The organism is Mycobacterium paraffinicum (genome assembly GCF_025822865.1).
In the GTDB taxonomy this organism is placed as follows: domain Bacteria; phylum Actinomycetota; class Actinomycetes; order Mycobacteriales; family Mycobacteriaceae; genus Mycobacterium; species Mycobacterium paraffinicum.
On the sequence record NZ_JACKUR010000027.1, the window covers coordinates 631,724 to 644,417 of the forward strand.

General features: G+C 66.3%; 12 protein-coding genes, 1 tRNA gene and 1 pseudogene. 12 read left to right on the forward strand and 2 right to left on the reverse strand.

What is annotated here, in order from left to right; translation table 11 throughout:
* Window positions 1-96 precede the first annotated feature (96 nt).
* Complete coding sequence (gene pstS, locus H7J89_RS20645; protein ID WP_264046151.1) at window positions 97-1,197, reverse strand: phosphate ABC transporter substrate-binding protein PstS; 1,101 nt, start codon at window positions 1,195-1,197, stop codon at window positions 97-99.
* 277 nt (window positions 1,198-1,474) lie between these two features.
* Here pstS and H7J89_RS20650 point away from each other — a divergent pair, with 277 nt between their 5' ends.
* From H7J89_RS20650 to H7J89_RS20675, 6 genes are all read left to right on the forward strand, one after another.
* Window positions 1,475-2,266: an SDR family oxidoreductase gene (locus H7J89_RS20650; RefSeq protein ID WP_264046048.1), complete on the forward strand. Its 792-nt coding sequence runs from the start codon at window positions 1,475-1,477 to the stop codon at window positions 2,264-2,266.
* Window positions 2,267-2,290: 24 nt separating this feature from the next.
* Window positions 2,291-3,367, forward strand: coding sequence for an NAD(P)H-dependent amine dehydrogenase family protein (locus H7J89_RS20655; protein ID WP_264046051.1), 1,077 nt, complete (start codon window positions 2,291-2,293; stop codon window positions 3,365-3,367).
* Window positions 3,368-3,482: 115 nt separating this feature from the next.
* Window positions 3,483-4,724, forward strand: a complete 1,242-nt coding sequence (locus tag H7J89_RS20660; RefSeq protein ID WP_372513815.1) for an Nramp family divalent metal transporter — start codon at window positions 3,483-3,485, stop codon at window positions 4,722-4,724.
* On the forward strand, window positions 4,725-5,780 hold the full coding sequence (locus tag H7J89_RS20665; RefSeq protein WP_264046055.1) for a poly-gamma-glutamate hydrolase family protein: 1,056 nt from the start codon (window positions 4,725-4,727) through the stop codon (window positions 5,778-5,780).
* 23 nt (window positions 5,781-5,803) lie between these two features.
* Complete coding sequence (locus H7J89_RS20670) at window positions 5,804-6,628, forward strand: LLM class F420-dependent oxidoreductase (RefSeq protein ID WP_264046057.1); 825 nt, start codon at window positions 5,804-5,806, stop codon at window positions 6,626-6,628.
* 113 nt (window positions 6,629-6,741) lie between these two features.
* Window positions 6,742-8,151: a phosphoribosyltransferase family protein gene (locus H7J89_RS20675; RefSeq protein ID WP_264046058.1), complete on the forward strand. Its 1,410-nt coding sequence runs from the start codon at window positions 6,742-6,744 to the stop codon at window positions 8,149-8,151.
* 15 nt (window positions 8,152-8,166) lie between these two features.
* Here H7J89_RS20675 and H7J89_RS20680 read toward each other — a convergent pair whose 3' ends face one another.
* Complete coding sequence (locus H7J89_RS20680; RefSeq protein WP_264046059.1) at window positions 8,167-8,334, reverse strand: hypothetical protein; 168 nt, start codon at window positions 8,332-8,334, stop codon at window positions 8,167-8,169.
* Between the two features lie 271 nt (window positions 8,335-8,605).
* On the opposite strand from H7J89_RS20680, the gene H7J89_RS20685 reads away from it, so the two are divergent.
* The 6 genes and pseudogenes from H7J89_RS20685 to H7J89_RS20710 all read left to right on the forward strand — a co-directional run.
* The gene (locus H7J89_RS20685; RefSeq protein WP_264046060.1) at window positions 8,606-9,031 is read left to right on the forward strand and encodes a hypothetical protein; all 426 of its coding nucleotides are present in this window, start codon (window positions 8,606-8,608) and stop codon (window positions 9,029-9,031) included.
* An 84-nt stretch (window positions 9,032-9,115) separates the two neighbouring features.
* Entirely contained in the window at window positions 9,116-9,568 is a 453-nt protein-coding gene (locus tag H7J89_RS20690; RefSeq protein WP_264046061.1) for a DUF5709 domain-containing protein, read from the forward strand.
* A gap of 236 nt (window positions 9,569-9,804) precedes the next feature.
* A tRNA-Arg gene (locus H7J89_RS20695) sits at window positions 9,805-9,877 on the forward strand.
* Between the two features lie 113 nt (window positions 9,878-9,990).
* Window positions 9,991-10,119 carry a hypothetical protein gene (locus H7J89_RS20700; RefSeq protein WP_264046155.1) on the forward strand — a complete coding sequence of 43 codons (129 nt, stop codon included), beginning with the start codon at window positions 9,991-9,993 and terminating at the stop codon, window positions 10,117-10,119.
* Window positions 10,120-10,352: 233 nt separating this feature from the next.
* Complete coding sequence (locus tag H7J89_RS20705) at window positions 10,353-11,588, forward strand: IS256 family transposase (RefSeq protein WP_264046062.1); 1,236 nt, start codon at window positions 10,353-10,355, stop codon at window positions 11,586-11,588.
* A gap of 59 nt (window positions 11,589-11,647) precedes the next feature.
* Window positions 11,648-12,571, forward strand: a pseudogene (locus H7J89_RS20710) (IS481 family transposase); the annotation flags it as partial.
* Window positions 12,572-12,694: the final 123 nt, after the last annotated feature.

Here is a 12,694-nt window from a genome sequence, read left to right on the forward strand (position 1 = left end):
TAACAGCAAGAAGGTTAACGTTGGGCAAATTGCCGTCGGCCGATTGTCGCTGGCCAAGGCGGCTTGCGGGGCGGCCGCGGGCAGCTGCGGGGAGGCTCACGAAATGGCGTCGATCGCCGCCGACAACCGGGCCTTGAAGGATTCCGGGACGGGAATGTAGCCGTTGTCCGCCAAGCCGTTCTGCCCCGCACCGACCGTGCTCTGCAGAAACGCCTTCACGGCAGCGGCGACCTGGGGATCCGGATACTTCGAGCAGACGATCTCATACGTGGCGAGCACGATCGGATACGAGCCGGGTTGGGTCGGCTTGTAGAAGGAGAAGGTGTCGACGACCAAGTCGTTGCCCTCCTCGACGAAGTCGGCACCGGCGATCGTCTTGCCGACCGAGGCGGCGCTGATCGCCACGGCATCCGGGCCGGCCGATGTGACGATCTTGGCCATGCTGAGTTTTTGCGCCTGGGCAAACGACCATTCGTTGTACGCGATGGATCCCTCGGTGGCCTTGACCGCCGCCGACGTGCCGTCGTTGCCTTTGGCCCCCTCACCGACACCGCCGTTGAACGTCTTCCCGATGCCCTTGTCCCAGGCCCCGTTGGCGGCCGAGTCCAGGTACTTCTGGAAATTGTCCGTCGTACCGGACTGGTCGTTGCGGAAGATCACCCGAATCGGCTCGGCGGGCAACGCGACCCCGGGGTTCAGCGCCGCAATCGCCGGGTCGTTCCAGGACGTGATGGCGCCCTTGAACACTTTCGCGGCCGTCGGGCCGTCCAGATTCAGCGAAGTCACGCCCGTGACGTTGTAGGTGATCGCGATCGGCCCGAACACCACCGGCAAATTCCACGCCGGCGAACCACAGCGCTGCCGCGCCGCGAAGTATTCGATGGGAGCCAACGGTGAGTCCGAGCCGGCGAAATCCGTTTGTTTCCCGGCGAATTCGCCAATACCCGCTCCGGAGCCGTTGGGCGTGTAGTTCAGCGTCTGGCCAGGACAGGCCTGCTCGAAGGCCTTGACGAAGCGGGTCATCGCGTTGGCCTGGGCGGTCGACCCGCTGGCCTTCAGTGTGTTCTTCCCGCCGCAGCTCACCTTGCCGGGCGGCGCGTCCGGCCCCGCCCCGTTTTCATTGCTTCCGCAACCCGACAACGCCAGGGCGACGACGGTCAGGACACTCAGCGCGGCGCCAAATCGATTCAGCCCCAATACGATCCCCATCGGGAAAACTCGAACATGATCGCCACCATTCAATAGCCGCTGCGCGCCGACAAACGGTCAGCAATAAGGCTAGCGCCGACGCTATGTTCTCGCAGTGGACGCGAGACGCGGCGCGGTTGACCCGTTCCAACGGGCCCGGAAGCCGGCGCGGGCGTTACATCGGCCCGTCGATATGCAAAAGTAGAACCTGTTCCAGAAATGCCGCATCCGAGACGGCGAGGCTTGCTACCGTGTCGGCTGACAACTTGGGCGAAGAGAGGCCGCAATGATCCTTGACAGATTTCGTCTCGACGACAAAGTCGCCGTCATCACCGGTGCCGGCCGCGGCCTCGGGGCGGCTATCGCGCTGGCTTTCGCCGAGGCCGGCGCCGACGTCCTGATCGCCTCGCGAACGGAATCGCAACTAGAAGGCGTCGCGGAACAGGTCCGCGCGGCCGGGCGGCGGGCGCACATCGTCGCCGCCGACCTGGCCCACCCCGAGGTGACCGCGCAGCTGGCCGGCCAGGCCGTCGAGGCCTTCGGGAAACTAGACATCGTTGTCAACAACGTCGGCGGCACCATGCCTAACACGCTGCTGACCACCTCGACCAAGGACCTCAAGGACGCGTTCACCTTCAACGTCGCCACCGCCCACGCGCTCACCGTCGCGGCGGTGCCCCTCATGCTCGAGCACTCCGGGGGCGGCAGCGTCATCAACATCACCTCGACCATGGGCCGGCTCGCCGGACGCGGCTTCGCCGCCTACGGCACCGCCAAGGCCGCGCTGTCCCACTACACCCGGCTGACCGCCCTGGACCTTTGCCCACGCATCCGGGTCAATGCGATCGCGCCGGGATCGATCCTCACCTCCGCGCTGGACGTCGTCGCGTCCAACGACGAGCTGCGCGCGCCGATGGAAAAGGCCACGCCCATGCGCCGGCTCGGTGATCCCGTCGACATCGCCGCCGCTGCAGTCTATTTGGCGTCTCCGGCGGGCAGCTTCCTGACCGGCAAGACCCTGGAGGTCGACGGCGGCCTCACCTACCCCAACCTCGACATCCCCGTTCCGGACCTGTGACCCCCGACCGCTAAGGAGCCCGCCATGGCAATCCCCGTCGTTCAATTGGGCACCGGCAATGTCGGCGTCCACGCGCTGCGAGCGCTCATCACCAATCCCGAGTTCGAGCTCAGGGGCGTCTGGGTGTCCTCGGATGCCAAGGCCGGCAAGGACGCGGCGGAGCTCGCCGGGCTTTCCGATTCGACCGGCGTGCTGGCCAGCACCGACCTGGACGCCGTGCTCGCCACCGGACCGCAGTGCGCCGTCTACAACGCGCTGGCGGACAACCGGTTGCCCGAGGCGCTGGAAGACTACCGGCGCGTCCTGGCCGCCGGCATCAACGTCGTCGGGAGCGGCCCGGTCTTCTTGCAGTACCCGTGGCAGGTGATTCCCGAGGAGCTGATCAAGCCCATCGAAGATGCCGCACGCGAAGGGAATTCGAGCGTATTCGTCAACGGCATCGATCCCGGTTTCGCCAACGACCTGCTGCCGCTGGCGCTGGCCGGCACCTGCCAGAACATCCAGCAGATTCGATGCATGGAGATCGTCGACTACGCCACCTATGACAGCGCCGCGGTCATGTTCGACGTGATGGGCTTCGGGAAGCCGCTCGACGACATCCCCATGTTGCTGCAGCCCGGCGTGCTCAGCCTCGCGTGGGGATCGGTGGTTCGGCAGCTGGCGGCCGGCCTGGGGATTTCGCTCGACTCGGTCGCGCAAGAGTACGTGCGCGTTCCGGCGCCGGAGGACTTCGACATCGCGTCCGGGCACATCCCCAAGGGCAGCGCCGCGGCGCTGCGGTTCGAGGTGTTCGGCATGGTCAACGGCGACCCCGTCGTCGTCCTCGAACACGTCACCCGGCTGCGCGAGGATTTGTGCCCGGATTGGCCGCAGCCCGCCCAGCACGGCGGGTCGTACCGCATCGAGATCACCGGCGAACCCTCCTACGCGATGGATGTCTGCCTGAGCAGCCGCAAGGGCGACCACAACCACGCCGGGCTGGTCGCCACCGCGATGCGGGTGGTCAACGCGATCCCCGCGGTGGTGGCCGCCCCGCCGGGAATCGTGACGACGCTGGACCTGCCCCTGATCACCGGCAAGGGCCTCTACTTCCCGGGCTGATCGGCGGCGCGGCATGCAGCGTCGGCGCCATTGACCGCTCCTGCCCGAATGGCGGGTGGCCTCCGGGTCCGTCTGGAGTCTTCGGCTAACCTCACTTTCTTATTCGGACGTGTGAATCGAGGGGCGACACTTGACGCAGAGCAGCCAGGACTCGCTGAAAAGCAGTTGGTATCTGCTCGGGCCTGCCTTCGTCGCCGCGATCGCCTATGTCGATCCGGGCAACGTCGCCGCCAACGTCAGCTCCGGCGCGAAGTTCGGATACCTGCTGCTGTGGGTCATCGTGGTGGCCAATGTGCTCGCCGGTCTGGTGCAGTATCTGTCGGCCAAGCTCGGCCTGGTGACCGGACGATCGTTACCCGCGGCCATCGGCAAGCGAATGAGTCGTCCGGTCCGGCTGGTCTACTGGGTCCAGGCCGAACTGGTGGCTATCGCAACCGATATGGCCGAAATCGTCGGTGGGGCAATCGCCTTGCGGATTCTCTTCGGTTTGCCGCTGCTGCTCGGCGGCGTCATCACCGGGGTGGTGTCCCTGCTGCTGCTGGCGATCCAGGACCGGCGCGGGCAGATCATCTTCGAGCGCGTCATCACCGGACTGCTGCTCGTCATCGCCATCGGCTTCGCGGCCAGCTTCTTCGTGAAGACGCCTCCGCCGGACGCCGTGCTGGGCGGGCTGCTGCCGAGATTCCAGGGCACCGAAAGCGTGCTGCTGGCGGCCGCCATCCTGGGCGCCACCGTGATGCCGCACGCCGTGTACATGCATTCCGGGCTGGTCCTCGATCGACACGGGCATCCCGCCGAGGGCGCCGCGCGGCGCCTGCTGCTGCGAGTGACCCGGCTGGATGTCGTCCTGGCGATGGCCGTCGCGGGAACGGTGAACGCCGCGATGCTGCTGGTCGCCGCGATCAACCTGCAGCACCGCGACATCAACGCGTCGATCGAGGGCGCCTACTCCGCGATTCACAACACCCTGGGCGCGGCCATCGCGGTGCTGTTCGCGATCGGGTTGCTGGCGTCCGGGCTGGCGTCGTCGTCGGTGGGCGCCTACGCGGGCGCGATGATCATGCAGGGGCTGCTGCACCGTCGGATCCCGATGCTGGTGCGCCGCTTGGTCACCGTGTGTCCCGCCCTGGTGATCCTCGCGGTCGGGTTCGACCCCACCCGGGCGCTGGTGCTCTCCCAGGTGGTGCTGTCGTTCGGGATACCGTTTGCGGTCCTTCCGCTGGTGAAGCTGACCAGCGACCGCGATCTGATGGGCAGCGACACCAATCATCCCGTCACGACGATTGCTGGCTGGGCCGTCGGCGTAATGATTAGTCTGCTTAACGTGGTGCTCATCTGGCTGACGGTGACCGGCTAAATGCCGGCCCGCCGGCACGCCTACTTCGCATACGGGTCGAACCTGTGCGTCAGGCAGATGGCCCTGCGGTGTCCGGACGCCGCCGATCCGCGGCCGGCGGTCCTCTCCGATCACGACTGGCTGATCAACCAGCGCGGCGTGGCCACGGTCGAAGCGTGCACCGGCACTCAGGTGCATGGGGTTGTCTGGCAGATCTCCGATGGCGACCTGGCCACCCTGGACAGCGCCGAGGGCGTGCCGGTGCGCTACCGGCGAGACCGGCTCACCGTGCACACCGACGACGGGCCGTCGCCGGCCTGGGTGTACATCGACCATCGGGTCACACCGGGGCCGCCCCGACCGGGCTACCTGCCCAAGATCATCGACGGCGCCGTGCAGCACGGGTTGCCGCAGCGCTGGATCGACTTCTTGCGGCGCTGGGATCCCTCGCACTGGCCTCGCCGGGTGCGGCCGTCAGGGCCTGCGCCGCAATCACTTTCAGCGTTGCTGAGCGAGCCCGGCGTAAGCGAGGCCAGCCAATTGCGTTCGCGTTTCGGCTTTCTGGCCATCCATGGCGGCGGGCTGGAAGAGATGACCGACGTGATCGCCGAACGTGCCGCCGACGCCGCCCACGCGTCGGTGTACGTGCTGCGTCATCCCGACCGCTACCCGCACCACCTGCCGTCGGCCATGTTCGACCCGGCCGAGTCACCCCGGCTTGCCGAATTCCTCGACCATGTCGACGTTGCGGTGTCGCTGCACGGCTACGGCCGCATCGGGCGCAGCACGCAATTGCTGGCCGGCGGCCGCAACCGCGCGCTGGCCGCGCACCTGGCCCGCCACATTCAGTTGACCGGGTATCGGGTCATCACCGAACTCGACGACATCCCGCCGGAGTTGCGCGGTCTGCATCCGGGCAACCCGGTGAACCGCGTGCGCGACGGCGGGACCCAGCTGGAACTGTCTCCCCGCGTCCGCGGCCTGAGCCCGCGCAGCCCGCTGCCCGGTGCCGACGGCCTGTCGCCGGTGACCACGGCGTTGATCCAGGCATTGGCGGAAGCGGCACGTTGTTGGTAATTGTCCTCATCTGTTGAACGGAGTTGTTGGTGGCCAAGGAATTTCGCTTTGGAATGAGCATGCGCTTCATCAAGTCGCGTGCAGCTTTCGTCGACAAGGTGAAGCAGGCAGAAGACATCGGATTCGATGTGCTCTGTGTGCCAGACCATCTCGGCGCGGTTGCCCCGATTCCGGCACTGACCGCGGCCGCCATGGTCACCGACAAACTCAAGCTGAGCATGTATGTGCTCAACGCCGCCTTCTACAAGCCCGCGCTGCTCAGCCGGGACCTGGGCGACTTGGACAAGCTCAGTAACGGCCGCCTCGAAATCGGGCTCGGCACCGGATATGTCAAGGAAGAGTTCGACGCCGCCGAACTCCCCTATCCCAGTGCCGGCGCCAGGGTGGACTACCTCAACCACATGACGAAATATCTGAAGGAGCATCACCCGACGACACCGATCCTGATCGCCGGCAACGGTGACCGGGTGCTGACCATCGCCGCCCAGCACGCCGACATCATCGGGCTGACCGGTTCGAGGGTGAAAGAGGCCGACGACCCGCTGACCGAACGCGTCGAGTTCGTCCGCAACGCCGCCGGCGACCGATTCGACGCGCTCGAATTGAACCTCGCCGTCACGGCGGTCCCGGCCGAGGGCGAGATCCTGCCCGACCTGACGATGACCCGTCGCTACGCGGCCGGGTTGTCTGACGAGGAGATCCTGGCCATGCACTCCGTGCTGACGGGCTCACCCCGCGAGATGGCCGACACGCTGCTGGAGTACCGGGAGAAGTACGGAGTCACGTTCATCACCGTCCAGGACAACCACGTCGACAACTTCGCAAAGGTCATCGCGGAACTGCGCTGACTGGTTGGCTGCGGCCGCGCGGTGACCTCGGCGAGCAGTCAGGAGGCGTTGGTCCTCCCGTAAGTGGCCTTCCGGCCCTTCGACGCACCGGCGGGTCGCGACACACTCGGGGGATGACACTGAGGGGCCGCGGTGGCGATCGGGGGCGCTCATTGGGGCAACGGCTGGCTTCGCTGCGCGGCGATTCGAGACTGTTCGACGATCGTGTTGACGCCGGACGAGAGCTGGGCAAAAGCCTGGAATCGTTACGCGGTCACGATGTTTTGGTGCTGGGCCTCCCACGCGGCGGTGTGCCGGTGGCCTTCGAGGTCGCCAAGGCTTTGCAGGCCCCGCTCGACGTACTGGTGGTGCGCAAGCTCGGGGTCCCGTTCCAGCCCGAATTGGCCTTCGGTGCGATCGGCGAGGACGGGGTGCGGGTGATCAACGACGCCGTGCTGCGCGAGGCCAGGTTGTCCGCGGACGAAGTGGCCGCCGTCGAGGCGAAGCAGCGGGCCGAGCTGGCTCGTCGCTCGGAAAGGTTCCGCAGCGGGCATGACCGGATCCCGTTGGCGGGACGGACCGCGGTAATCGTCGATGACGGCGTCGCGACCGGCGCGACGGCCAGAGCCGCCTGCGAAGTTGCCCGCGCCCAGGGCGCGAAAAGGGTCGTGCTGGCCGTTCCGATCGGCGGACGCGATGTCTTCGAACGATTCGCCGGGTACGCCGACGACGTGGTGTGTTTGCATACGCCCGAGTTCTTCTTCGCCGTGGGCCAGGGCTACCGCAATTTCACCCAGACATCCGACGACGAGGTGGTCGCGCTCCTCGACCGCGCCCGCGACGGTTCTCGGGGGCCGGTCGCCGACGCCGCCGCGGACGACCCGCCCTTACGCGACGAGGAAGTCAGGGTCCGCGCCGGATCGGTGGCGGTGGCCGGACATCTGACGATTCCCGAACATCCGGTCGGCGTGGTGCTGTTCGCGCACGGCAGTGGGAGCAGCCGGCACAGCCCCCGCAACCGCTACGTGGCCGACGTGCTGAACGGCGCGGGTCTCGCCACGCTGCTGTTCGACCTACTCACCCCGGAAGAGGAACGAAATCGCGCGAACGTGTTCGACATTGAGCTTTTGGCGCGACGACTGGTCGATGTCACCGGCTGGCTGAGCCACCAGCAAGACACCGCCGCGCTGCCGGTCGGTTACTTCGGCGCCAGCACCGGCGCGGGCGCTGCCCTGGTCGCCGCCACCGACCCGCGGGTAAACGTCGCGGCGGTGGTCTCCCGGGGTGGGCGACCGGATCTGGCGGGCCCGTTCTTGGCCAGGGTTCATGCGCCGACGCTGCTGATCGTGGGGGGCAACGACGACGTGGTGCTGGAATTGAATCGGCAAGCGCGGGCCGCAATCCCCGGCAAGTGCGAACTCGCCGTCGTGCCGGGCGCCACCCATCTCTTCGAAGAACCCGGGACGCTCGAGCGGGCCGCGATGCTGGCCCGCGACTGGTTCATCGAACACCTGAGCCCGGCAGCCCTCACCGCGAATCCGTAGTCCAGCGGCTCTGGTCTAGCTCGGCGGCACGTGCTCCCCGGCCCGCGGGCACTCGTCGGGCAGATGGATGAGTACCGCGTCGTCATCGGCCGGCACGGCCTGGCCGCGGCGATGTGCAGTCAGGTAGAGCCATCCCGGTCCGATGGTTTGTTTGCAGCGGGCGCATTGTGGGTCTGCGGCCATTGCTTCCTCCCTTCGCGGAGTCCCGGTTGTCATTCTCCGCGCCTTGGGCGGTCGCCGGCCGGCGTTTGAGGACATCCGTTGCTGCGTAGCGTGATTCGGAAGATACCCGGCGCCCGGGCCGACGATAGGGCATGGCGGGATGGGTAAAACCATTGAATCGCAAGCTGACAGGCGCGGCCCGCTGCCAGACCGACTTCACCCGACAAAAGTGGACTCAAGACATGACTTTCGACTCTCGCCGGCAACGGGTCAGCCACGCAGACTGCACAGCATGACCACATCTGACGACACCGCCCAAAACTGGCGCGACGTGGCCGACCAGCTGACCGCTGCGCAGATCGCTCAGCTGGAGCGCCTCGAACGCGACGAACCGCAGACGCTGCTGGAAATGGCGCGACAGTGGGCGGCCAAGAACGTGTCCGCCGGGATGCCGTTCGACGCCATCTCGCCCCCCGACGGTGCGGTTCGCACCTTCGACTGGCAGCTCGACAGGAACTGGTTTCGCGACTTTGAGGGGACCACTCGGCGAGGCGGCCGGGCGCGCGTCCAGATCTATGGTCGACAGCAGGTCGACGGCACGACGCGCCGATGGATCGCCGTGCATGCCCGCCACCTGGATGCGCTGGACGGGATCGCCGCGCGCGAGCTCGCCGCAGCGTTGACCGACGCGGCCGACGAAATCGAGCGGCTCGGCTGAGGAACTTCGGGCACTGCTCCATTACACGACTTCTATTGCGGCAGAACAGGTATCGAGGAACGGCGAACACATGACAGGCAAATCGTGACTTCTCACTATGAGACCGGCCCGGCGGCCGGCGAATACAGCGTCGAGGACGACAACCAGCTTCAGCCCGAGGACACCCTGATAGATCGAGGTGTGGACGACGTTCTCGACGAGGGGTATTCGCCACCCGAGCGGCTTTACGGACGAGGCGCATTCGGCCCGGGCGAGACCATGGACCAGCTACTCGCGGAGGAAGAGCCGGATCCGGCAGCACGCATCAATGTCCCGCTCGACGAAGCCGAGCAGCGACGCTCCGATGCATCCGAGCGGGAGTGCGAATTCCCCGAGCGGCGCGAGGTGGGCCGCGCCAGGGCCGGCCGCCTGGTAGCACCGGATGAGGGATTCGGCGGGGACTACGAGGATGAATTGCTCGCTTCGGACGTCGGGCTCGACGGCGGCGCGGCGTCCGCCGAGGAGGCTGCCATGCACGTCATCGAAGACGAAGACTGACGGAACCGGCGAGTCGGGCGGCCCACACAACCGCGCTGAAGCGACCGCCCCATGGACGAAGGCCTCGAATGGCCATAGTCGCCATGAGCGGACCCGCTACACTCACATCCGCCGGACTGGGACTACCGGCTCCACCGCCGGCGGACCGCCCAGAACGGCACCAGGATGCTAGACGCACCTTCTGAACGCCTTCACGGATGCGACTCGGGGTGCGGTCGGGTGTTCGCAGACGGCCCGCCCTCGTAGCTCAGGGGATAGAGCACGGCTCTCCTAAAGCCGGTGTCGCAGGTTCGAATCCTGCCGGGGGCACTTACGGTCTGTATGACGTCGGCTGATGGTTGACATTTTGTCGTCGGGTGATGCCTGACAGTGTTTCGGCTGATGGTTGACAGTTACTTCGGCTGATCCTTGACACTCCCTAGATGAGGGAGTTGAGCGTGGCCGAGCAGCGGTATCAAGCCGTGTTGGCGGTGATCAGTGATGGGTTGTCGATCTCGCAGGTCGCCGAGAAAGTTGCGGTGTCGGGTTGCGTCCAGCAGAGTGGTGTATGAGTCGGACCTGATCAGCAGCGCCGGCGTGTCGTAGCCGAGTGATTGAAGGTCATCGCGTGATTCTTCGAGGGACCGTCCAAAGTCACTCGGAGCAAAGGAACCAACGCGATGACCGCTGCCCACAATATCGACCTGCCCGCCGTGCTGGCCGAACGACTCACCACCGCCCACCCCGACATGCTGCGGGAGTTGTTGGCCACGTTCATCCACACTNGAGCAAAGGAACCAACGCGATGACCGCTGCCCACAATATCGACCTGCCCGCCGTGCTGGCCGAACGACTCACCACCGCCCACCCCGACATGCTGCGGGAGTTGTTGGCCACGTTCATCCACACTCTGCTGGGTGCGGAAGCCGACGCGCTGTGTGGTGCCGGGTACGGGGAACGCAGCGCCGAGCGGACCAACTCCCGCAATGGGTACCGGCACCGCCAATTCGATACCCGCGCAGGCAGTTTGGATCTGGCTATCCCGAAGCTGCGGCACGGCTCCTACTTCCCGGAATGGCTGCTGGAACGCCGCAAGCGCGCCGAGCGGGCGCTGACCACGGTCGTGGCCACCTGCTACCTGCTCGGTGTCTCCACCCGACGGATGGACAAGCTCGTTGAGACGCTGGGCATTACGTCGCTGTCCAAGTCCCAAGTCAGCGTGATGGCTAAGGAACTCGACACCGCCGTGGAAGCTTTCCGGACCCGCCCGCTGGACGCCGGCCCCTACACCTTCGTGGCCGCCGACGCCCTGGTGCTCAAGGTCCGCGAGGGCGGCCGGGTGGTCAACGTGCACGCGCTGATCGCCGTCGGGGTCAACGCCGAGGGCCACCGGGAGATTCTCGGTGTCGACGTCACCACCGCCGAAGACGGCGCCGGGTGGCTGACGTTTCTGCGGTCGCTGAGCGCCCGCGGTCTTTGCGGGGTGCGGCTGGTGACCTCCGATGCGCACGCCGGCCTGGTGGCCGCGATCGGCGCCACCCTGCCCGGCGCGGCCTGGCAGCGGTGCAGAACGCACTACACGACCAACTTGATGGCTGTCACGCCCAAGTCGTCCTGGCCGTGGGTCAAGACCCTGCTGCATTCGGTGTTCGATCAACCCGATGCTGAATCCGTTGCAGCGCAATACGATCGGATTATCGACGCCTTGGCCGACAAGCTCCCCAAGGTCGCCGATCACCTAGAGTCGGCCCGGCCCGATCTGCTGGCGTTCACCGCGTTTCCCAAGCAGATCTGGCGCCAGATCTGGTCAAACAACCCCCAGGAGCGCCTCAATAAGGAGATCCGGCGGCGCACCGACGTCGTCGGTATCTTCCCCAACCGCGACGCTTTGATCCGTCTCGTCGGCGCCGTACTGGCCGAACAACACGACGAATGGGCCGAATCGCGGCGCTACCTCGGCCTCGACGTCTTGAGCAAATCACGCGCCGTCAACGACACCCCGACCGAACAGGAGGCCACCCCAGCAGCACTGACCGCCTAAACCATCAACTCGAAGAATCACACGACGACGTCGTACACCACGTCCATGGACTTGACCCGGTGTCGCGCCAGACGCTGCATGCCTGGTTGGCCCGGTATGAGGCCTCGGGCCTGGAGGGTCTGGTGGATCGGTCGCATCGACCGGTGTCGTGTCCGCATCAGATGCCGGCCGTCGTGGAGGCCGCGTTGTTGGAGTTGCGTCGGTCGCGGCCGTATTGGGGGCCGCGGCGGTTGGTATTCGAGCTGGCCAAGCGCCGCATAGGGCCGGTGCCCTCCGAATCGGCGGCGTACCGGGCGTTGGTGCGCGCCGGCATGATTGACCCGAGCCTGCGGGATCGGCGCTCACGCAAGTGGAAACGCTGGGAACGCGGCACTCCGATGGAGTTGTGGCAGATGGACATCGTGGGCGGCTTTCCGCTGGCCGATGGCACTAGCGCCAAAGCTTTGACCGGAATCGATGACCACTCCCGGATGTGTGTCTGCGCGCGGCTGATGGGCCGCGAGCGCACCCGCGCGGTCTGCGAGGGACTACGTGGGGCACTGGCCACTTACGGGGTTCCCGAACAGATCTTGACCGACAACGGCAAGGTGTTCACCGGCAGGTTCAACCACCCGGTGGTCGAAGTGCTCTTCGATCGGATCTGCCGCGAAAACGGGATCGAGCACCTGCTGACCCAGCCGCGCAGCCCTACCACCACCGGCAAGATTGAGCGCTTCCACCGCAGCATGCGCGCGGAGTTCCTCAGCAACAGGCCAGCTTTCGCCAACTTAAAGACAGCACAGCAGGCCCTTGATGAGTGGGTGGACTACTACAACACCACCCGTCCGCATCAATCGTTGGACATGGCCACCCCGGCCCAACGGTTTACCCTCGCCGCGGCCCCCTCGACATCACCGCCGACGGCCGGACACGTCGGCGCTGATCGCAGCGGTGATGACTGGGTCAGCCGCCGGGTGTGTGCCAACGGCATCGTGTGTGTGTCCTGTGCTTCCCCTGAGATCGTGGAGGGTTTCTTAAGCCGCTTCCGGCTTCTGACTGTTTTCCCTGATCTCGTAGTTGACGGGCGACAGTCCGTCTGCGGCGCTGTGTCGACGCTGATGGTTGTA